General features: G+C 55.5%; 17 protein-coding genes and 6 tRNA genes. 3 read left to right on the plus strand and 20 right to left on the minus strand.

Going from position 1 to position 20,657, the window contains the following annotated elements; translation table 11 throughout:
• Window positions 1–37 precede the first annotated feature (37 nt).
• The 8 genes from GX147_09800 to GX147_09835 form a co-directional block, all read right to left on the minus strand.
• A tRNA-Asp gene (locus GX147_09800) sits at window positions 38–114 on the minus strand.
• A gap of 37 nt (window positions 115–151) precedes the next feature.
• Window positions 152–227, minus strand: a tRNA-Val gene (locus tag GX147_09805).
• 78 nt (window positions 228–305) lie between these two features.
• Complete coding sequence (lon, locus tag GX147_09810) at window positions 306–2,690, minus strand: endopeptidase La (protein NLN60970.1); 2,385 nt, start codon at window positions 2,688–2,690, stop codon at window positions 306–308.
• A 46-nt stretch (window positions 2,691–2,736) separates the two neighbouring features.
• Window positions 2,737–3,996: an ATP-dependent Clp protease ATP-binding subunit ClpX gene (gene clpX / locus GX147_09815; protein ID NLN60971.1), complete on the minus strand. Its 1,260-nt coding sequence runs from the start codon at window positions 3,994–3,996 to the stop codon at window positions 2,737–2,739.
• 25 nt (window positions 3,997–4,021) lie between these two features.
• Window positions 4,022–4,606 carry an ATP-dependent Clp endopeptidase proteolytic subunit ClpP gene (clpP, locus tag GX147_09820; protein NLN60972.1) on the minus strand — a complete coding sequence of 195 codons (585 nt, stop codon included), beginning with the start codon at window positions 4,604–4,606 and terminating at the stop codon, window positions 4,022–4,024.
• 9 nt (window positions 4,607–4,615) lie between these two features.
• Entirely contained in the window at window positions 4,616–5,926 is a 1,311-nt protein-coding gene (tig, locus tag GX147_09825) for a trigger factor (GenBank protein NLN60973.1), read from the minus strand.
• Window positions 5,927–5,956: 30 nt separating this feature from the next.
• A tRNA-Leu gene (locus GX147_09830) sits at window positions 5,957–6,043 on the minus strand.
• Window positions 6,044–6,190: 147 nt separating this feature from the next.
• A tRNA-Pro gene (locus GX147_09835) sits at window positions 6,191–6,267 on the minus strand.
• A gap of 160 nt (window positions 6,268–6,427) precedes the next feature.
• Here GX147_09835 and GX147_09840 point away from each other — a divergent pair.
• Window positions 6,428–7,030, plus strand: a complete 603-nt coding sequence (locus GX147_09840; GenBank protein ID NLN60974.1) for a lytic transglycosylase domain-containing protein — start codon at window positions 6,428–6,430, stop codon at window positions 7,028–7,030.
• Between the two features lie 17 nt (window positions 7,031–7,047).
• Here the strand turns inward: GX147_09840 and GX147_09845 are convergent, their stop codons facing one another.
• From GX147_09845 to GX147_09875, 7 genes are read right to left on the minus strand one after another with little or no spacing between them, the layout of a single operon-like run.
• Complete coding sequence (locus GX147_09845; GenBank protein ID NLN60975.1) at window positions 7,048–7,617, minus strand: helix-hairpin-helix domain-containing protein; 570 nt, start codon at window positions 7,615–7,617, stop codon at window positions 7,048–7,050.
• A gap of 1 nt (window position 7,618) precedes the next feature.
• Window positions 7,619–8,845 carry an aspartate kinase gene (locus GX147_09850; GenBank protein ID NLN60976.1) on the minus strand — a complete coding sequence of 409 codons (1,227 nt, stop codon included), beginning with the start codon at window positions 8,843–8,845 and terminating at the stop codon, window positions 7,619–7,621.
• 12 nt (window positions 8,846–8,857) lie between these two features.
• Window positions 8,858–9,340 carry a tRNA (adenosine(37)-N6)-threonylcarbamoyltransferase complex ATPase subunit type 1 TsaE gene (gene tsaE, locus GX147_09855; GenBank protein NLN60977.1) on the minus strand — a complete coding sequence of 161 codons (483 nt, stop codon included), beginning with the start codon at window positions 9,338–9,340 and terminating at the stop codon, window positions 8,858–8,860.
• Window positions 9,341–9,363: 23 nt separating this feature from the next.
• Complete coding sequence (gene folP, locus GX147_09860; GenBank protein ID NLN60978.1) at window positions 9,364–10,605, minus strand: dihydropteroate synthase; 1,242 nt, start codon at window positions 10,603–10,605, stop codon at window positions 9,364–9,366.
• Between the two features lie 41 nt (window positions 10,606–10,646).
• Entirely contained in the window at window positions 10,647–12,452 is a 1,806-nt protein-coding gene (locus GX147_09865) for an ATP-dependent metallopeptidase FtsH/Yme1/Tma family protein (GenBank protein ID NLN60979.1), read from the minus strand.
• Window positions 12,453–12,510: 58 nt separating this feature from the next.
• Window positions 12,511–13,947 carry a tRNA lysidine(34) synthetase TilS gene (tilS, locus tag GX147_09870; protein NLN60980.1) on the minus strand — a complete coding sequence of 479 codons (1,437 nt, stop codon included), beginning with the start codon at window positions 13,945–13,947 and terminating at the stop codon, window positions 12,511–12,513.
• Window positions 13,948–13,965: 18 nt separating this feature from the next.
• Window positions 13,966–14,613, minus strand: a complete 648-nt coding sequence (locus GX147_09875) for an HAD family hydrolase (GenBank protein NLN60981.1) — start codon at window positions 14,611–14,613, stop codon at window positions 13,966–13,968.
• 93 nt (window positions 14,614–14,706) lie between these two features.
• On the opposite strand from GX147_09875, the gene GX147_09880 reads away from it, so the two are divergent.
• Window positions 14,707–15,573: a DUF2520 domain-containing protein gene (locus GX147_09880; GenBank protein ID NLN60982.1), complete on the plus strand. Its 867-nt coding sequence runs from the start codon at window positions 14,707–14,709 to the stop codon at window positions 15,571–15,573.
• 19 nt (window positions 15,574–15,592) lie between these two features.
• Window positions 15,593–16,390 (plus strand): 3-methyl-2-oxobutanoate hydroxymethyltransferase, encoded by a 798-nt coding sequence (gene panB, locus GX147_09885; GenBank protein NLN60983.1) that lies wholly within the window; start codon window positions 15,593–15,595, stop codon window positions 16,388–16,390.
• Window positions 16,391–16,394: 4 nt separating this feature from the next.
• On the opposite strand, the gene GX147_09890 is transcribed toward panB, so the two are convergent.
• From GX147_09890 to GX147_09910, 5 genes are all read right to left on the minus strand, one after another.
• Window positions 16,395–17,459 carry a hypothetical protein gene (locus GX147_09890; GenBank protein ID NLN60984.1) on the minus strand — a complete coding sequence of 355 codons (1,065 nt, stop codon included), beginning with the start codon at window positions 17,457–17,459 and terminating at the stop codon, window positions 16,395–16,397.
• A 97-nt stretch (window positions 17,460–17,556) separates the two neighbouring features.
• Window positions 17,557–18,930, minus strand: coding sequence for a glycosyltransferase family 2 protein (locus GX147_09895; GenBank protein NLN60985.1), 1,374 nt, complete (start codon window positions 18,928–18,930; stop codon window positions 17,557–17,559).
• A complete protein-coding gene (miaA, locus tag GX147_09900; protein ID NLN60986.1) occupies window positions 18,927–19,862 on the minus strand; it encodes a tRNA (adenosine(37)-N6)-dimethylallyltransferase MiaA in 936 nt (311 codons plus the stop codon). The genes GX147_09895 and miaA overlap by 4 nt, the downstream gene beginning before the upstream one ends.
• Window positions 19,863–20,070: 208 nt before the next feature.
• Window positions 20,071–20,146: transfer RNA gene (locus GX147_09905), tRNA-Cys, on the minus strand.
• Between the two features lie 20 nt (window positions 20,147–20,166).
• A tRNA-Gly gene (locus GX147_09910) sits at window positions 20,167–20,241 on the minus strand.
• Between the last annotated feature and the right edge of the window lie 416 nt (window positions 20,242–20,657).

Here is a 20,657-nt window from a genome sequence, read left to right on the forward strand (position 1 = left end):
AAAAAAACAGGGCAATTCAGTTGCCCTGTTTTTTTTATGGCGGGGCCGATGGGATTTGAACCCACGCCCTCCGGCGTGACAGGCCGGCGTTATAACCAGCTTAACTACGACCCCGCAATTCCAAATTTCAAATCAGAAAATCTTATATCCTTGGTGGGCGGAACAGGACTTGAACCTGTGACATCCACGGTGTAAGCGTGGCGCTCTCCCAGCTGAGCTACCCGCCCAAAACGGTGTTCCCGATCAGCAGGGGGTTTTTAGCAACATATCTTATGGTTGTCAAGCAGTAAGTGTCCCGGGAATCCCTAGGCGTTAAAATGCTGCTCCGTTTCGGTGTTGAATTTTCCCGGTTCTTCACCTCTGAAGAGCAAGGCCGCCTTCAGCACCTCGTCGACATTGTCCACAAATATGACATCAAGGGCTTTCAGGATGTTACGGGGAACTTCCGCCAGATCCTTTTCGTTGTCCCGCGGAATGATAACCGACTTGATATTTCCCCTGTGGGCAGCCAGGAGTTTTTCCTTCAAACCGCCGATGGGTAAAACCCTTCCGCGTAAAGTGATTTCTCCGGTCATCGCCAGGTCCGCTCTCACGGGTTTTTTCATGAAAACGGAGGCGATGGACGTTGCCATGGCAATCCCTGCGGACGGTCCGTCCTTGGGGATCGCCCCCTCGGGCACATGAATATGAATATCCGATTCCTTGTAGAAATCCGGCGCCAGGCCGAATTGTTCTGCCCGTGCCCGGACATAGGTCAGGGCAGCCTGAACGGATTCCTGCATGACGTCGCCCAGTTTGCCTGTTACGATCATCTTCCCCGCGCCGGGCATGGTGGACGCTTCCACAATCAGCAATTCACCGCCGAATTCCGTCCAGGCCATGCCGATGGTCAAGCCGATACCGGCCTGCCCTTCCGTTTCCCCGTGTCGATACTTTGGGACACCCAGATATTTGTGCACAGCCTTCGATGTAATGTTCGAGAAATTCTTGTGCCCTTCCGTGACCACCTCTCGGGCAACTTTGCGGCAGATCGATGCGATTTCCCGTTCCAGATTTCTGACACCCGCCTCCCGGGTGTACTGTCGTATGATCGTCTGAAGCGCTCCATCGGTGAAACGGATATTCTCTTTCGTCAAACCGTTTTGTTCCATTTCCTTGGAAACGAGAAATTTCTTGGCGATGTTCATTTTTTCCGGTTCCGTGTAACCGGCCAGACGGATGACTTCCATCCGATCCTGCAACGGCGGCGGAATCGTTTGGAGCACATTGGCCGTCGTGATGAACATGATATCGGAAAGGTCATAATCGACTTCCAGATAGTTGTCATTGAAGGCGTTGTTCTGTTCCGGGTCCAAAACTTCCAGCAGGGCCGACGAAGGATCACCACGGAAATCGGAACTCAGCTTATCCACTTCATCGAGACAGAATACGGGATTGTTTGACCCGGCCTTTTTTAAGAGCTGCACGATTTTTCCGGGTAAAGCCCCGATATAGGTTCTTCTGTGTCCACGGATCTCCGCTTCGTCGCGTACACCGCCAAGGGAAAGACGCACAAATTTTCGATTTGTCGCCCGGGCCACCGATTTTGCAATAGAGGTCTTTCCGACCCCCGGGGGTCCGACGAGACAAAGAATGGGGCCTTTGTTTTTCTTGACCAGAGTCTGAACCGCCAGGTATTCAAGGATTCTTTCCTTAACCTTTTTGAGACCGTAATGATCTTCTTCTAAAATAGCCTCCGATTCCTCCAGGGTGTGCTTGTTTTCTGTCCTTTCATACCAGGGCATATCCAAAAGCCAGTCGATATAGTTCCTCACAACGGTGGCTTCCGCGGACATGGGGGCCATCATCTGGAGTTTCTTTATTTCCTGCCTGACCTTTTTCGTGGCCTCCTCCGACATCTTTTTCATTTTGAGCTTCTTTTCAAGCTCGGCGATTTCATTTCTGAAATCGTCCTTCTCCCCCATTTCCTTCTGGATGGCGCGCATCTGTTCATTCAGATAGTAATCCTTCTGGGTTTTCTCCATCTGTTTTTTGACGCGCCTTTTGATCTTCTCTTCCACTTCCAGGATCTCGATTTCAGAAACCATCAGGGCGTAAATCGTTTCGAGTCGCTCCGTGACATGGAATATCTCCAGGATTTTTTGTTTGTCTTCCAGTTTCACGTTCAGTTGGGAGATCACGGCATCGGCTATTTTGGAAGGGTCATCGATGGTGGCCAGGGTGCTCAGCATTTCAATATGCGCTTTTTTGCTGAGTTTGATGTACTGTTCGAAGGATTCCTTGATGTTTCTGATCAAGGCCTGGGTTTTTATATCGTTTTCTTCAACGATATCATCTACTTCCTTCACCTCGACGTAGAAAAATTCGTCATTCGGCAGGTAACCCTGGATGACGCCCCTTTTCTTTCCCTCCACAAGAACCTTGACGGTCCCGTCAGGCAACCTGAGAAGCTGAATGATAACCCCTATTGTTCCGACCTGGCAGATGTCATCCTCCGTCGGATCATCCTTTTGGGCACTCTTCTGGGCCACCATGAAAATCCCCTTCTCGTCCTTCATGGCGTATTCGAGAGCGGAAATTGATTTCTCCCTGCCCACAAACAACGGTACGATCATGTAGGGAAAAACAACCACATCTCGCAGGGGCAGCAAGGGTATTGAAATGAGTTTCTCTTCGCTGTTCTTATTCATATTAAAATTATTCAATGTTCCCAATTTATTTTATTCCTCGTTTCAATCAGGCGGTTTCCGTTTTTTTCTCAAAAAGGAGAATGGGCTGTTCCTGATTGGATATGACATCCTCGTTAATGACGCATTCAGAAATATCTTTCCGGGACGGTATTTCGTACATGATATTCAACATCGTGTCTTCGATGATAGCCCTCAAGCCCCTTGCCCCCGTTTTGCGATCCTCCGACAGTTTGGCGATAGCCCGGAGGGCCCCGTCCGTAAACCGGAGTTTTACGTTTTCCAGCTCAAGCAGTCTCTCGTATTGCTTGATGATGGCGTCCTTTGGTTCCGTCAGGATCCTGAACAGGTCGTGGTGATTCAGGTCGTTCAATGTCGCCACCACGGGCAAGCGTCCAATGAATTCAGGAATCATGCCGAATTTCAGAATATCTTCCGGCCGCACTTTCGACAGGAGATGTTCGTTGCGGATATCCTTGCGGCTCTTCACTTCCGCGCCGAATCCCATGGCGTTCACGCCGAGACGTTTGGCAATGATGTCCTCCAGTCCGTTGAATGCGCCTCCACATATAAATAAAATATCCGTTGTATCGATCTGGATAAATTCCTGCTGCGGGTGCTTTCTGCCGCCCTTCGGCGGGATATTCGCCAAAGTGCCTTCCATGATTTTCAGGAGCGCCTGCTGAACCCCCTCACCCGACACATCCCGCGTAATCGAGGGATTCCCCGATTTTTTGGCGATTTTATCGATTTCATCGATGTACACAATACCCCGGCAGGTCCTGTCCGCATCATAATCGGCATTCTGCAGGAGGCTCAGTATGATGTTTTCCACATCTTCACCGACATAACCAGCTTCCGTTAAGGATGTGGCGTCGGCAATGGCAAAGGGAACCTTCAGAATTCTGGCCAAAGTCTTCGCCAGCAGCGTCTTGCCCGATCCCGTGGGACCGATGAGGAGGATGTTGCTTTTCTGGATTTCCACATCACCGGTTTTTTTGTCGGCGAACAATCTTTTGTAATGGTTGTACACCGCAACGGACAAAACTTTCTTTGGCTTCTCCTGCCCGATCACATACTCGTCGAGATGGGCCTTGATCTCCTTTGGTTCGGGAATTTTTTTTACCGAACCTTCGCAGAAGTTCTCCTGATCCTCCTCAACGATGCAGCGGCAGAGGTTGATACATTCATCACAGATATAGGCGGCCGGTCCGGCAACCAGTTTGCGTACCTCGTTTTGATCTTTTCCGCAAAATGAGCAAAACATCAGGGACAGATCACCTTGAGTATCTTTATTTTTTTTCCCCATGAAATATCCTTTGTCTCTTATCTTATCAGGCTCTTTTGGCGATAATCTCGTCAATAATACGATACTGTTTTGCCTGTTCACTGGTCATGTAATAATCCCGGTCCGTATCCGTCTCGATTTTTTCGAAGGGCTGATTCGTCAGTTTGGCCAGGATGCGATTGAGTTCCTCTTTCAAGCGGAGGATTTCCTTGGCTTGAATATCGATGTCCGTCGCCTGCCCCTGAAAACCGCCCAGAGGCTGGTGAATCAGAATTCTGGAATGCGGCAGGGCATAACGTTTTCCCGGCTCCCCGGCGGCAAGGAGAAATGCGCCCATGCTGGCGGCTTGCCCCATGCACACCGTCGATACGGGGGGTTTGATGTACTGCATGGTGTCATAAATGGCCATGCCGGAACTGACGTGCCCCCCAGGGGTATTCAAGTAAAAGGATATCTCCTTTTCCGGATCCTCCGACTCAAGGTAGAGAAACTGGGCGATGACCAGATTGGCCACTTCATCGTTGATGGGTGTGCCCAGAAAAACAATACGATCCTTCAACAGCCGGGAATAGATATCAAAGGCTCTCTCACCTCTGCCATCCTGTTCCACCACCATGGGAATCAGAGCCATTTAATCCTCCTAAATATCCGCCGTTTTTTTGGCCACTGTGATGACCGACTTGCTTTCAAGAAAATCGATTACCTTGGCCATGAGGATCTCGCTTTCCAGATCCTCCACCATGTGGGCGTTTTCGAATTTTTTCTTTATCTGTTCATAGTCCTGGGCGTAATACCCGGCAAGGCCCTTAATCCGCTCTTCTATTTCCGACTCTTGAACCTCGATACTTTCCTTTGCCGCGATGGCCCTTAAAATCATGCCGGCCTTGACGATCTTTTCCGCCTCGGGCCTCATATTTTCACGCATCCCTTCGGCCAGTTCCTTGGCCCTCTCATTTGGCATACCGCTCGCTTTCCAGCGTCGGCTCGCCTCCATCACCATTTGTTCCAGTTGGTGGCCCGTCATGATGGAGGGCACCTCGAGATCGTTGTTGGCGATCAACCGGTCGATCATGCATTCTCTCAGGTCGGCGTTGGATTTATTCGCCAGTTCGATGTCCAGTTCCTTCCTCAGTTCCTCACGAAGTTCCGCCATGGTGTTGAACCGTTCGAAGTTCTTGATAAAGTTTTCGTCAAGCTCCGGCAGTTTACGTATTTTATGATCCTTCAGGGTCACTGTAAATTCAACATTCCTGCCTGCGACGTGTTCCGCATGATAATTTTCGGGGAAGGTCACGTCGAAGACCCGGGTTTCCCCCCTCTTCATTCCCGTCAATTTATCCTCGAAATCGTCAATAAATTGACCTGATCCGATCTCCAGGAAATAATTTTCAGACGTCATCTCCTTGATCGCCTGGCCGTCAAGGGTCCCCTCGAACTGAATGGCCGTGAAATCGCCTTTCTGAATGCCGCGGTCCTCGGCGACATCCTCCATGTAGCTGTAGAGATGGCGCAATTTTTCGATTTTCTCGTCAATCGCCTCTTCCGTGACTTCCGGATCCGTCTTCTCCAGTTCCAGACCGACATAATCTTTTGGTTCGAAATCCGGTTCAATTTCGACGGCCACGTTAAACGCAAACATTTCATCCTTCGTAAAGCCCTTGTGATCGACGCTGGGATATCCCGCGGGGCGCAGTTTGCGGCTGTCCATGGTTTCCTGATACTGCCTGGCAATGATGTTTGCGGCGGCGTCATTTTCCGCATGATCTTTATAATAGGTCTCCAAAATCTTCCGGGGAATTTTGCCCTGGCGGAAACCCTTGATCTTGGCCGTTTTGTTCAGGTTGTCGTAAACCTTGTCCAATTCTTTTTCCACTTCCATCCATGGAACTTCGAAGTACATCTTTTTTTTAATCTGGCTTAAATCCTCAAATTTGATACATGTTTCAGTCACGGTTTCGCGGCTCCTTTTTACGAGATATTATGGTGCGAGAGAGGGGACTTGAACCCCTATCCGTTTTCACGGGCTGGATCCTAAGTCCAGTGCGTCTGCCAGTTTCGCCACTCTCGCTTGGAACAAGCCTGATGAGTCCTATATATTCACTGCCTGGATTGTTGTCAATGGGAATTGCTTTTTTAACCAAAATGTCGTCGAGACTGGAAAAAGTGTGAAAAAGTTACAATAAAAAAACCGCTTTTCAGGCGGTTTCTTTATTACTGGTCGGGGCGAGTGGATTTGAACCACCGACCCTCTGAACCCCATTCAGATACGCTACCAAGCTGCGCTACGCCCCGACAGATCACTCCCGTAAATCTCTGTGCCGCACCCATTACCACCTATAATTTATGGTGTCAAGCACTATAAGGCCATATTCTTGCAAGAAATAATCGCTTGAATATCATCTTGTCATACCTTAATCTTGGTTCCTCGTTTTCGTATATCAGGAGAATACAGATGATCGGAAAATGGTATCGGCGCTTCCTCGTTGCGGTGCTTTGCCTGTCGCCGTTATACGCGACATCGACCTTCGCCGATATTTACAAATTCATCGACGATGACGGGGTCACCCACCTCACCAACATACCGACGGAAAGCAACCGGAATTACATCCTTTTGATCAAGGAAAAGCGGGTGATCATGAAAGTCAAAGGCGATGTGGCGCAATACGATGACATAATAAGGAAGGCGTCGGAGAAGTATGATGTCGATTACGCTCTTATCAAAGCCGTGATCAAGGCTGAATCGAACTTCAATCACCGGGCCGTTTCCCCCGTCGGCGCGCAGGGACTCATGCAGCTCATGCCGAAAACAGCCTCGTCCCTCAATGTGCAGGATTCATTTCACCCGGAGAACAACATCAACGGGGGGGTCCGCTACCTCCGTTATCTCCTGCGCCTGTTCAACGGGAACCTCTCCTTGGCCCTTGCCGCCTACAATGCGGGGGAAGGGGCCGTGGCCCGATACAACAACCGCATCCCGCCCTACCCGGAAACGCAGACCTACGTTCAGCGTGTTCTCCAGTACCTGGAACAATACCGCAACCTGAGCAGGAATTGACCTCCCCGTACCTTGCTTCAGGGAATCGCCTCGGTGAGGGCACCCCCGCAGGTTTCCGGCCTGGTGGTCAGGTACGGTCTCATCCTGGCGATCTTCCGTTCCTTGATGCCCCGGATCGCGCTCAGTTCCGACAGATCACGGATACAGCCCCGGCTCTGGATGTAGGCTACAATGGATGTGGATGTTTTTTCGCCGATCCCGGGAACGAGCATCATCTCCTCTCGTGACATCCGGTTGATGTCGCTGGGGATGCCCAGGGCCATGGCCTTGTGGGGGGACATATCCGTAACGTCGCGCAGACGGTTTCCCCGGATCCGGACGGACATGCCGGGGGTGACGGCGGTCGTTTCACCCCCCTCCCATTGGGGGTTTATGCCCGACAGGCATGCCGCCATGGTTTTTCCGCGGGGGAAAAAGTATATGCCCTGTTCCTCGTCTTCCACGACCAGCTCGACCGCCGCCGTTTCTTCCCCCCTGACCTGGAAGGGGACGTCCCTCGTCTGATTCTTCATCAGGGAGGAAACGGACTGCACCAGAAGCAGTAAAAGAAGCAGTGTCGTGCCGCCGAGTAGAAGACGGGGTTTCATCTCATGATTTTTTGGGTACGCAGAACACATCGTGAAGGATAGAGACGGCCAGCTCCGTGTACCTGGACTGGATGGCGCAGGATATCTTTATTTCCGATGTGCTGATCATCAGGATGTTGATCCCCTCTTTGGCCAGGGTATCGAACATTTTCGCCGCCACGCCGGAATGGCTGATCATGCCGACGCCGACAATGGAGACCTTGGACACGTTTTCATCCACCTCCACTTTATCCGCGCCGATTTTCCGGGCCGCGTCCTCGATGAGCCTGCGTGCCTGCCCGATTTCCTTCCTCGAAACGGTGAAGGTCAAATCCGTGTATCCGTCTATGCTCGCGTTCTGGATAATCATATCCAGAACGATGTTGTTTTCCGCGAGGGGGGAGAGGAGCTGCGCCGCGGTACCGGGACGATCCGGCACATGGACGATGGTCACTTTTGCCTGATCCTTGTCATAGGTCACACCCGACACCACTTCTTTTTCCATATCCATACTCGTATCCTCCTTGGTCACCAGGGTCCCCGCTTCATCGGAAAAGTTCGGTTTCACATAGAGGGGGACATTATATTTTTTTGCCAGCTCGACGGAACGGGGCTGCAGCACCTTGGCGCCCGCCCTGGCCATCTCCAGCATCTCGTCATACGTGATTCGATCGAGTCGCCTGGCATTGCTGCAGATATTGGGATCCGTCGTATAGACGCCGTCCACATCCGTATAAATATCGCACGCATCCGCCTTGAGAATCGCCGCCAGGGCCACGGCCGTGGTGTCCGACCCGCCGCGTCCGAGGGTCGTGATGCTGTTGCCCGCGTCGATCCCCTGAAAACCGGCAACGACGGCAATCGTTCCCTTCTCCAGTTCATCCTGCAAGACACGCGCGTCCACATCCAGAATCCTGGCCTTGTTAAAGGCGTTGTCCGTGTGTACCCCGGCCTGAAACCCGAGAAAGGATCGGGCGGGATAACCGAGACGATTCAGGACCATGGACAGAATGGATATGGTAACCTGTTCCCCCGTTGATATCAAGGAATCGAACTCTCGCGCGTCAGGCGGGTCCGCCGCCTTCTGGGCCATTTCAATGAGGCGGTCCGTCTCACCCGCCATGGCTGACAGGACAACGACCACATCATGGCCCGCCTGCTTGGTTCTGATGATTTTCTGTGCGACCTTTTCGATCTTTTCGATGTTGGCGACAGACGTTCCACCATATTTCTGTACAATCAAAGCCATACCCATCCTCCCCTATTCCCGTTCGCGCCGGTATTTTTCCAGAATTTGCCCGATAACGGACTCGTCACCGGATATTCTGATGATCCGCGTTGACTCATCGAAATACTCAAAATTGACAAAAAGGGTATCCCCGGGCAGGATATCCCGTATTTTTTCCGCCCATTCCACCACCACAACGCCTCCGTCGTCGAAGAAATCCTCAAACCCCGCATCGATCATTTCACGGGATGTTTCCAGTCGGTAGGCATCGACATGCCGGAGAGTCATCCGCCCCGGATACTCGTTGATGATGGTGAAGGTGGGGCTTGTGATTTCATAACAATCGGACACGCCGAGACTTCTCGCCAGGCCCTTGGCCATACAGGTCTTGCCGGCGCCCAAATCCCCGATCAGTCCGACAACGTCTCCCGGGCCCAGGCATTCGCCGATCGCTTCGCCGAGGCGTATGGTTTCCCCTTCACCGAGGGTTCTGACTTCGCATGTTCTCTTTGTCATAGTCCGCTTCTTTTACGGGCCCCTTATGCCGTGAACCGCCCCCGCATGATCGCGTCCGTCATGACGACGACTCTGGCGGTTTCGGCCACGTCGTGTACACGGACGACATGGGCCCCGCCCATGATGCTCGCCGTCAGCGCGGCGGCCGTCCCCTCCGTACGCTCCGCCGGCGCCTCGACACCGGTGACGGCCCCGATGAACGATTTCCGTGACACGCCGACCAGGATGGGAGCGCCCAGAATTTTGAGTTCGGACAAACGCCTGACAATGGCAAGGTTGTCCTGAACCGTCTTCCCGAAACCCACGCCCGGATCCACCATGATGCGGTCCATCGCGATACCCTGCGCCCGGGCGTGGTCAATCCGATCCGACAAATAGGCGATGATTTCCGCCATCAAATTCGAATACACGATGGGCCCCGACTGCATGGTCCTGGGAACGCCCCTCATGTGCATCAGGATCACGGCGGCCCCCGTATCGGAAACGACGGCGGCCATCACGGGGTCGCCGGTCATGGCGCTGATGTCGTTCACAATCTCCGCCCCTGCGGCGACGGCCTCACGGGCGACCTCCGCCTTCATCGTATCGATGGAAACGGGGACTCCGAGCCTCCCCCGCAACCCGTCGATCACGGGAAGGACCCGCTTCAACTCCTCCGACGCCGAAACGCCCTCGGCGCCGGGGCGGGATGATTCGCCGCCGATATCGATAAAGTCCGCCCCCGCCTCTTCCTGGGCCAGGGCCAGATCAATCGCCTCGTGGGTGGACATCATCTCCCGTCCCCCGCCGGAAAAGGAATCGGGTGTGACATTCACGACGCCCATCACCCGGGTTCCGTCCCCCAGGGGAATTTTTCTTTTTCCCGTTGCAAGAACAAAATCGGTGCGGTGATAATGGGCCAGGCGTTGTTCCAGTTCTGCCGACAGAAAAGTCAGGCCGAAGGGTTGCCTCCTGATCCGCCCGGCGAACAGAAGGATCTGCTTTGCCGTTCCCATGAGGATGACATCGGTTGAAGGGATGCTGCAGGAGACGGTCCCTCTCGCGACGGCGGCGTCCCCCCCGAGGGCGAGCATTTCCTGTTTGATGACATTGGCCGCCCGGCATTCGACATCTTGAAGGAGGATATTGAAATGCCTCATTTTGGGGAGCAGCCGTTCCCTGCCGGGTGGATCGACGCCGACGGCCTTCAGGAGCTCCATGAACGCCTCATCGCTGGTCTGTGACAGGATTCCAACCCGGAAAACCCGGTGTTCTGGTGAAGACATTGCAGATCACCTGATGGGGGATGTCGGGGGTTTCCCCGGCATCAACCCTCCACGGCGCATCCGTCCACCCCGATGAGCTCGTCGAGGTCCTCCGTATCGAGGACTTCCTTTTCCAGAAGCGTCGCGGCAAGACGGTGCAGCGTCTCGATATTTTCCTCGAGCAGTTTTTTTGCGATTCGGTAACAAGTGATCACGATATCCGATATTTCCTGGTCGATCAGCCTGGCCGTTTCCTCGCTGTAATCCTTGTGGGTCGCGAATTCCCGGCCCAGAAATATCTGTTCATCCTTTTTACCGTAACTCAGGGGACCCATTTTATCGCTCATTCCCCATTCGCAGACCATTTTCCTGGCGATGTTCGTCGCCCGTTCGATATCGTTCCCCGCGCCGGTGGTAAAATCACGAAGGATCAGCTCTTCCGCGGCGCGTCCTCCCAGGAGGATGCTGATGTTGTTCAGGAGGTATTTTTTCGGGTACGTGTGCCTTTCGTCAATGGGAAGCTGCTGGGTAACACCCAGGGCCATTCCCCGGGGAATGATCGTGACCTTGTGGATCGGATCGCTTCCAGGGAGGAGACGGGCAACGAGGGCGTGCCCCGATTCATGGTAGGCCGTATTCTTCTTCTCCTCATCGGTGATGACCATGCTTCTGCGCTCGGCCCCCATGAGGACCTTGTCCTTGGCAAATTCGAAGTCGCTCATGCTGACCTTGTCCTTGTTGTACCGAGATGCGTACAAAACGGCCTCGTTCACCAGGTTCTCGATATCGGCTCCGGAAAATCCCGGAGTCCCTCTGGCGATAACGGAGGCATCCACATCCTCTTCCAGGACGGTTTTCCTTGCATGGACCTCAAATATTTTCTCACGCCCCTTGACGTCCGGCAGGGGGACGACAACCTGCCGGTCGAACCGTCCCGGCCTCAGGAGCGCCGGGTCGAGAACATCGGGCCTGTTGGTGGCCGAAACCAGGATGACCCCTTCATTGGACTCAAAGCCGTCCATTTCGACCAGGAGCTGGTTCAGGGTCTGCTCCCGTTCGTCGTGCCCGCCCCCGAGTCCCGCGCCGCGGTGCCGGCCGACGGCGTCGATTTCGTCGATGAAAATGATGCAGGGGGCATTCTTTTTACCCTGCGTGAAGAGATCCCGCACCCGTGAAGCCCCGACGCCAACGAACATTTCCACGAAGTCCGAACCGCTGATGCTCAGGAAGGGGACCTCGGCCTCGCCGGCGATGGCGCGGGCAAGGAGGGTTTTGCCCGTCCCCGGCTGTCCGACCAGGAGCAGGCCCTTCGGTATCCTCCCGCCCAGGCGCGTGAACTTCTTCGGATCCTTCAGAAATTCGATCACTTCTTCAAGCTCCGCCTTGGCCTCGTCGATTCCCGCCACGTCCTTGAACGTGACTTTCTTCGTTTTATCCGTCATGAGACGGGCACGGCTTTTCCCGAAAGCCATGGCCTTCCCCCCGCCGGCGTGCATCTGGCGCATAAAAAATATCCAGACGCCGATCAGCAGAAGCATGGGGAACCACGAGATGAGAATCGTTACGTACCACGGCGACTCCTCAGAGGGCTTGGCCGATATGCGGACCCCCTTTTCCTTCAACAGGGGGACCAGGGTGGGATCGCTGGGACTGTAGGTTTTGAATCCCTTGCCCGAGGTGAAGGTCCCCGTGACATGATCACCCTGGATGGTGACCTCCTTGACCTGTCCCCGGTTCGCGTAATTGATGAAATCACTGAATACAACACTTTCCTGTGCATGCTGCGGCTGGGTGAAGAGATGATAAACCAGGACGAATATCAATCCGATGACAAGCCACAGGGCGATATTTTTTTGTAGTGGGTTCAAATTGCTTACTCCTTGTAATCTGACTTACCGCTTCCTTTATAATAGGGGGGACTTAATTTCAAATCATTTCTATTTTCAGACAGGTTTTTGTCGACGGCGTGATTTTGGCGGTGTCGCTGACCGTTATTCCGACGACGCACAGCACCTTTTCCCCGTCCACCAGCAGGGGTGTTTCCTTCCTGATTTCCCGGGGCACCTTTCGGTCCGCGAAAAATGTCCCGAGTTTTTTCGTTCCTCCCATGCCGAGGGGCCGGAAACGGTCTCCCGAACGGATATTCCTGATTTCGCAGGGGAAAGTGATTTTTTCGTAATCCAGGAGGACGACGTTTTCCGATTTCAGATCGCAGGCGGAGGCTCCCGTTTTCGTCAGCCTCATACGCATACCCGTTTCCTCGATGAGAATGTCCGCCGGTATGTCGTCGATTCGATAACGAAAGGCGCCCTGGAAGGGGGGGACGATCCCCGGGGGGCGGGCCCCATTGCGTTCTCCCGATTCCGCTTTTTTCGACCGCCGCCGGGTTTTCTCCCTGAAGAGGATCCCGTCGTACCGACGAAAGACCTCCGTGTCGAAAGGGAGGGACAGCATTTGCCCGACCCGTCCCCTTTCCAGCAAGCGGGCCACGGCGTCCACGTGAACCCGGCTGATTCCGTTTTGTCTTTGCGACCGCCTCTCCAGGACCGCCTTGATGACACGCCGTTGCATGGCCCCGTGCAATTCCCGCATATCCCCGATCCTGAGGGCCGTATCTCCGCCGTCGGAAACACCCAGGCGCTTTAGGGCCCCCGCCGTTTCCCGCTCCAGGAAGTCGTTTTCGAGGCGCATCGTTTCCGCCAGATCACAAAGACGCGCCTCGATCCGGGGGTTGTACCGCTTCATGTGCCCCATCAGGTCGAGACGGATCCTGTTTCTGAGGAATGCACGGGACTGATTTGAACTGTCCTCCCGGTAGGGGATGTTTTCCCCGTCAAGATAAGCCAGGATCTCTTCCCGGCTGACGTCGAGGAACGGCCGGATCAGCACGTTTTCCCTGACGGGCAGGATGCCCCTGAGACCCCGCGACCCCGCCCCCCGGATCAAGTTCATCAGAACCGTTTCCGCCTGATCGTGCCGTTGATGGCCCAGGGCGATTTTATCCGCGGGCAGGTCCTGGAGGAGGTGATGGAAAAAACCGTACCGCTCCCGCCTGGCCATATCCTCCAGGGAGAGGCCCTCCCGCTTTGCCAGGTTTCCGATATCCACCTGTCTTTCATGGAACGGCAGACCCAGGGTCGCGGCGGTGTTTCCCACCAGGTCCCCGTCCGCGTCGGACTCGCTCCCCCGCAGGCCGTGGTTCATATGGGCCACCACGAGGGTGACGGCCAGTTCATCCCGCAAACGGTGCAGAACCGAAAGGAGCGCCATGGAGTCGGCGCCGCCCGATACCCCCACAATGACCCGGTCCCCCCGTTTCAGCATCCCGTGGCGGCGGATGTACTTTCGAACCCTGTTGATCATGATGCCGTTCGAACCAAACTAGGCCAGCCTCTCCTTGAGTTCCCCGAAATCCTCGAAGGTAATGTCCGGCCCCAGGGCCAGCAGTTCCTCCCGATCCCCCAGGCCGTTCAGAAAAGCGCAACCGATGATCCCGGATTCCTTCGCCAGAAGGAGATCGTTGACCCCGTCACCGATCATGACGACCCGGTTCCTCGCGACGGGATACCGGGACAGGACCGCCTGCATCAGTTCCGGATCGGGTTTGATAAACGGGGTGCTGTCGGCGCCGATGATTTCCTCGAAAAATCCGTCCAGGGCCAGGGCCTCGACCATTCTCTTTGTAAAGCCGTATCTCTTGTTCGTCAGGATGATCTTCCTTTTCCCCGCAAAGTGCCGCAGGAGGTCGTAAACCCCGGGATACAGTTCCGCCTGATCCATCATGTGCCGGCCGTAATGGTCCGAAAAAATCTCCATCGCCCGTTCGCGGTACGCCCTGCCCTCTTCTCCCGTGGCCCGTTCGATGAGCTTCACCACACCGTCCCCGATGAAGGTGAGAATCTCCTCCCCGGCGATGGTGGGCAGATTCAGTTTGTTCAGGGTGAAATTCACCGATTTGACAATACCCTCTCCCGTTTGCACCAGGGTCCCGTCAAAATCAAAAATCATCAGATCGACTTCCGTCCGCATGGCCCTTCCTTTTCCCCTTTCCTAAATGAGCGGGTTATATTACAATAAACCTTCCTGGAAACCCAGGACATTAATCAATCGGATCCCGGCGGCATGGAAACATTCATCATCATCGGTCTTGGAAAAGTCGGCACATCCATCGGATATCTCCTGAAAAAAGCGGGGTTTACCATCGTCGCGGCGGTCGATGCATCGGATGAGGCCCTGGCCCGCCATATTTCCCGGACGGGCGGCAGAACGTTCCGCCACCCGGCCGACCTAGACGTCACCGCCGACTGCTACCTCATCACGACCGGTGACGACCAGATCGAACCCGTCTGCCGGACCCTGTCGGACCGCATCGAACCGGGGGCCATCGTCATCCACATGAGCGGCGCCGGTTCCCTCGCCCTTCTGGATCCGGCCCGAAGAGCCGGCGCGAAAACGGCCTGCATCCACCCCCTCCAGACCTTTTCGGATGTGGAATCCGCCATCGAGGCCCTGCCTGGAACCGTTTACGGCATCACCTGCGATCCCGGTTTACAAAGTTGGGCCGAACGTCTGGTCGCGGCCCTCGGGGGTATCCCCTTTTTCATCGACCACGGAGACCGCCCCCTTTATCATGCCGCCGCCTGCGTGGTCTCGAACTACCTCGTCACGCTCATTTACATGGCGGAACGAATCTACGGCAGGCTCGGTCTGGACGAGCAGGAGGCCAGGCAGGCTTTCTGGCCCCTTTTGCGGGGGACCATGCAAAACATCCGGGAAAAGGGCAGCGTGCCCTCCCTGACGGGCCCCATCGCCCGCGGCGATGCGGGAACCCTCGAAAAGCATCTTCTGGCTCTGGGGGCCGCCATGCCCGACATGCTTCCCCCTTACCGGGAACTGGGAAAAATCACAGCCGACATGGCGTTGAAGAAGGGGGGCATATCCTCCGTCGAATCGGAAAACATCAGGACGTTGCTATCGAAAGGAGCATGACATGAGTACACAGGCTCGAATGGACAGGGTCAGCGTGACAACGATCAGGAACATGAAGGAGAAGGGTGAGAAAATCACCATGCTGACGGCTTACGATTACCCCACGGCATTGGCGCTCGACCAGTGCGGTGTGGAGATGCTGCTGGTGGGAGACTCCCTGGGGATGGTCGTGCTCGGTTACGACAGCACCCTGCCCGTCACGATGGAGGACATGATCCACCACACAAAGGCCGTGTCACGGGGCGCCTCGTCCTCCATGGTCATCAGTGACCTGCCCTTTCTCTCCTACCACTGTTCCGTCGATGAGGCCGTCTGGAACGCGGGCCGCCTGATGCAGGAAGGGGCCCAGGGTGTGAAGCTCGAGGGGGGACGGGAAAACGCGGAAACGGTCCGGCGAATCTGCCTGGCGGGGATTCCCGTCGTGGCCCATCTGGGGCTGACCCCCCAATCGGTCCACCAGTTGGGGGGCTACCGGGTCCAGGGGAAGGATCAGGGCGCCGCGGAAAGGATGATCGACGACGCGAAGATTCTCGAAGAAGCCGGGGCGTTTGCCGTCGTTCTGGAGTGCATCCCCTCCTCTTTGGGCAAGACCATCACCGAGTCCGTCTCGATCCCGACCATCGGCATAGGCGCCGGCCCCGATTGCGACGGCCAGGTCCTGGTCATTCATGACATACTGGGTCTTTACGAGCGGTTCACGCCGAAGTTCGTCAAACAATACAGCGCCTTGAACAAAAGCATCCGGCGGTCCGTGAAAAAGTTCATGCAGGAGGTGAAGGAGGGGTCCTTCCCCGACGAGAACCACTCCTTCCGTTGAGAAATCAGGAACTGTAAACGGAAATTTTCGCCTTCTCCTTCAATTTTCTGAGGAGAGCCTCATAGGCCTGTTCCTTTTTCTGGTTTTTCAGATAACCGGTGATCCGCGACTTGATTTCCTCGTTCAGGGGCATGGCTTTCGGCCCTTCCCTGTGGAGGACCTGAATGATGTGGTAACCGTATTCGGTTTTGACGACGGGGCCGATCTCCTTTTCCTTCTGGGAGAAGGCCGCCTCGTCAAAGGCCTTCACCATCTGTCCCTTCGTAAAAACCCCCAGGTCCCCTCCGGCCTGAGCGCTGGGACAATCGGATTTCGCCGCGGCGACGTCGGCAAAATCGGCGCCATTTTGCAATTCCTTCCGGATGGCCTCCGCCTTCGCCTTCTTTTCCGCCAGGGTCCTGGCGTCGTCTTCATCTGACGTTTTCACCAGGATGTGCCGGGCCTGGACCGATTCGGGCACAAGGAACTTGTCCTTGTTGTTCCGGTAAAAATCGTTGATTTCCTTATCCGTCACTTTAGGATCCTGGGCGATCCTGGATTTGAGCAGTTTCTCGATTCGCACGCTCAGCCTGATCTCCTCTTTCGCCTGGCTCTTCGTCAATCCGTTTTTTTTCAGAAATTCTTCATAGGTCAGCTCGGGCGGAAGGGATTCCCTCAACTTGGCGGTCGCCTCCGTGATTTCCTTTTCGGACGCGGCGATTCCCAGGCGATTCACCTCGTTGCTCAAAAGGGTTTTCATGATGAAATGGTTGATGATACTCGCCCTGACTTCGTTTTTTGTCTGCTCCAGCTTGTTCGCAGGGACCTGTGACTTGATGATATTCATCTTGGCCTTCAGATCGTTTTCCAGCTCCGTTTTCGTCAGCTTGACGCCATCGACGACGATCACCGCGTCCGCCATCTCCGGCGGGGCCTGGGCGTTGTCCAGGATCGTGTCCGGCGCGGGTTCCGCGACGGTTTCCTTTTGGGCGGCCGTTTTCCCCTTGTTCGAGTCACACCCGACAACCAGCGTCAATCCCAGAAGCAGGGCGAGACAAAGGAGGATAGCGCCTTTACGAAAGCTCTTCATTGCCTGTTCTCCTCGATCGTTTGTGATCGGCCTTCCGGAATGCACGGACTTCCGGCGGCCGAATGTTCCGGCACTTTATGCCCATTGGGGCCGTCCGTCAAGGGAATATCTTTTCCCGCCCCGCGGCCCCCAAAGCCCTCTCCATATCCATCATGATTTCCAGGGCTTCCTCGGGACAGACCCCCGCGGACAGGGGGGGGCCAGAGAGGGGGCGGCCCGTTCTTTCGGCCATGCCGTTTATGGCCCGGTGCATGGCCACCCGGGGGTAACCGTGGTCCGTCAGGTGGTGAGCGAGTCTCAGGGTGGCGAGGCCGTCAAACCAGTTATGGAACTGCCGGCGCAGATTTTCCCGCCGGGGAAAGTTCCTTTTCAGCTTCTCCCAGACGGACATGAAGCCGACTTCTTCGAGAAACGGCGGGAGGGCCCCGTCAATCTCCCCCGCCGCCTCCATGATGTCCCGGCCTTCCGTGAATGAGCCGCTGTCCATCACCCCGAGCCAGTCCCGGATGATCGTGAATATGGCCGGGTCATAAAACAGGTGGGTTTCCCCCTCGTCCCGGATCAGGGCATCGACCTTCCGGCCCGTCCCGAAAGGGGTGCGCGCCGACAGGCGCGGCGAGGGGTAAACGGTCGTCCCCTCCACCGACCCGATGCCCCTTATTTTGGCGAGCTTGTTCAGAAAATAGAAATCCTCCCCGGCGAGCCTCTTCGGCATCCCCCTGACCATGGCGTAGGCCCGGGCGGAACAGACGATCGTCGAACCGATGGCATGAAACGCGTAGGGCGACCCGGCGTGCTTCAAGCCGACGCCGTGATACCGCAGGTAAGCCTCGTAGGCCGCGGCGGCCCCGCGGATGGCCTCGTCGTCGCTTTTTTCGTGGGAGAAGGGCACGACCGCCGCCAGGGTCCGGTTCAGGGCAAAGTGGCGGAACACGGATTCGAGATAGTCCGGTTCGACCCGGGTGTCCGCGTCCAGGCTCAAAAGGAGGTTCCTCCCGTTCATGTCCGGCTCCATCACGGCCAGGGCCAGATCCATGCCGATTTTTCTCGCCGTTCCCACACCGGCTTTTTCGGGAAAGGCCAGGCCGTCCGATGAGGCGTCCACATAGGCGAGTCGCATGGGGCTGTTTAGGATCCCGTCGATCCGCCTTTGCTGAACCGGATCGTTCCCCTCAACAGTTTCCCCCCGCCGGAGCCCCTCCAGAAGGGCCATGGTTTTCCCGTTGTTCCCGATCTCCTCTTCCGTTGAATGGGGACGGGCCCGATTGTTGACGACGCAGACCACGAGGGTCCGCCGCAGGGCCTCGGGGGCGTTCCTCGAAAGGCTGTGCAACGTTTCCAGGATGGCCGGATACTCCGCCAGGGCGGGAATCACGACGGCGTGATGGATCCCGCTCCATGAAGAGGCGGCCAGACGCCAGGGCCCCCTTTCGGCGTACCGGGCCAGGTACTTTTCAACATGGTTTTTCAAACTAAAAGTCTCTCTTGAACATATTCAAGTAACATATCGTAATCATTGGAATGAAACCACCTGATCGCGACGCCCCTGCGTTCCATCCGCCGGAACCAAGTCTCCTGCCGCTTGGCGAATTGATGGATTTTTGTTTCGAGGGACCGGAACATCTCCCCCTCCGAGAGACGTCCCCGGAGGTACCGGGCGATGTAGCGGTATTCGAGGCCGAAGGTGTCCAGCCTTTCCCAGGACACCCCCCCGTCCTTCAGAGCCCGGACCTCCTCGATCAGTCCGGCGTCGAGACGGTCCCGCAGTCTCCGCGTAATCCTCCCCCGCAATTCGCCCCGCTCCCACCGGATACCCACGGTCAACGGTGAAACAGCGCCCAGGGTCTCCTGTTCCGCCCCGGCCGGGTCACGACCGCCATGCCGGGCGATTTCGACGGCCCGGACCAGGCGGTCCCGGTCGTCCAGGTCCGTCCGGTTGTGCGGGATCACGTCGGTCATGGAGAAATAGAAATCCCTGAGGGCCTCCATATCCAGTCCGGCCAGGCGTTCTCTCAGGTCCGGGTCTTCGGGGACGGCCCTCAACGGGTACTTCAGAATGACCGACTCCAGGTACAGCCCCGTTCCCCCGACCAGAAGAGGGGCCTTTCCTCGGTTCCGGACCTCCCGGTAGGCGGCGGCGAAGGCCCGCTGAAAGGCGAAGAGGTTGAATTCCTCCTGCGGGTCGATGACATCGATCAGATGATATGGAACAAAACGGCCCCCCACCTCGTACTCGGACAGGTCCTTGCCCGTTCCCAGGTCCATGCCCCGGTACACCTGGCGGGAGTCGGCGGAAATGATTTCCCCGCCGATTTCCGACGCCACCCTGACGGCGATCCCCGTTTTTCCCGACGCCGTCGGCCCGAGAATAACCAGCAAATTGTGTTTTGTATTTCCGGGCAAAGTTGTGTATGGTCCTTTCCTGGATCGATCGGGTCTCTATATACCCGAATCGCCGACCAATATAGCAGAATGTTCTGATATTTTTTTCTTTCAATAAATCAAGGTTTATTGGACTTTCTTCAACGCACCAAGAGGCCAATGTGTTTGCGTGCCTTCATCCCCAACAAAAAAGGAGCCCCATTGAAACCTGGGCTCCTTACGAATTTTCTGGAGGCGGCATCCGGATTCGAACCGGAGAATAACGGTTTTGCAGACCGCTGCCTTAGCCACTTGGCTATGCCGCCTTTTCTTTTTCAAAATTGAATGGAGCGGGCGAACGGATTTGAACCGTCGACGTCTACCTTGGCAAGGTAGCACTCTACCGCTGAGTTACGCCCGCTCACGATCTTGGGTGAACTATAACAATCGGCGGATTTTGTCAATGAAAAAATCCTCGTTTGCCGCAAAGAGGGGGATGATAAGCTCTTTTGTCACGTGGAAGGCGCCTTTGGCACAGAGAGATCCTTCGTTTCACTCAGGATGACATATACCAAGTGCCCCAGGATGACATATACGAGAAGCCTCGGGATGACATGCCGCAAGCACCTCAGCATGCACGCCCCCTGTGGTCATTCATTCTTCGCTGTTCAGAGGACCAACCCCCGTGGTCATTCTGACTTCCCCCCGTGGTCATTCTTCTATGTTAAAAAAAGTCAAGTCGTCACATAGATGGATGCTCTTTCCAACATTAAAAAGGTTAAGAGAACGATGTATGGGTACGATCTTAAAACCAATCTTCTATCAACAGACAGACCT

The organism is Deltaproteobacteria bacterium (assembly GCA_012522415.1).
In the GTDB taxonomy this organism is placed as follows: Bacteria; Desulfobacterota; Syntrophia; order Syntrophales; family JAAYKM01; genus JAAYKM01.

What these genes read in the sequence shown, in the direction of transcription:
- lon (NLN60970.1), bottom strand. Translation starts at nt 2,690, where the DNA reads ATGAATAAGAACAGCGAAGAGAAACTCATTTCAATACCCTTGCTGCCC.
- clpX (NLN60971.1), bottom strand. Translation starts at nt 3,996, where the DNA reads ATGGGGAAAAAAAATAAAGATACTCAAGGTGATCTGTCCCTGATGTTT.
- clpP (NLN60972.1), bottom strand. Translation starts at nt 4,606, where the DNA reads ATGGCTCTGATTCCCATGGTGGTGGAACAGGATGGCAGAGGTGAGAGA.
- GX147_09840 (NLN60974.1), top strand. Translation starts at nt 6,428, where the DNA reads ATGATCGGAAAATGGTATCGGCGCTTCCTCGTTGCGGTGCTTTGCCTG.
- GX147_09845 (NLN60975.1), bottom strand. Translation starts at nt 7,617, where the DNA reads ATGAAACCCCGTCTTCTACTCGGCGGCACGACACTGCTTCTTTTACTG.
- GX147_09850 (NLN60976.1), bottom strand. Translation starts at nt 8,845, where the DNA reads ATGGCTTTGATTGTACAGAAATATGGTGGAACGTCTGTCGCCAACATC.
- tsaE (NLN60977.1), bottom strand. Translation starts at nt 9,340, where the DNA reads ATGACAAAGAGAACATGCGAAGTCAGAACCCTCGGTGAAGGGGAAACC.
- folP (NLN60978.1), bottom strand. Translation starts at nt 10,605, where the DNA reads ATGTCTTCACCAGAACACCGGGTTTTCCGGGTTGGAATCCTGTCACAG.
- tilS (NLN60980.1), bottom strand. Translation starts at nt 13,947, where the DNA reads ATGATCAACAGGGTTCGAAAGTACATCCGCCGCCACGGGATGCTGAAA.
- GX147_09875 (NLN60981.1), bottom strand. Translation starts at nt 14,613, where the DNA reads ATGCGGACGGAAGTCGATCTGATGATTTTTGATTTTGACGGGACCCTG.
- GX147_09880 (NLN60982.1), top strand. Translation starts at nt 14,707, where the DNA reads ATGGAAACATTCATCATCATCGGTCTTGGAAAAGTCGGCACATCCATC.
- panB (NLN60983.1), top strand. Translation starts at nt 15,593, where the DNA reads ATGGACAGGGTCAGCGTGACAACGATCAGGAACATGAAGGAGAAGGGT.
- GX147_09890 (NLN60984.1), bottom strand. Translation starts at nt 17,459, where the DNA reads ATGAAGAGCTTTCGTAAAGGCGCTATCCTCCTTTGTCTCGCCCTGCTT.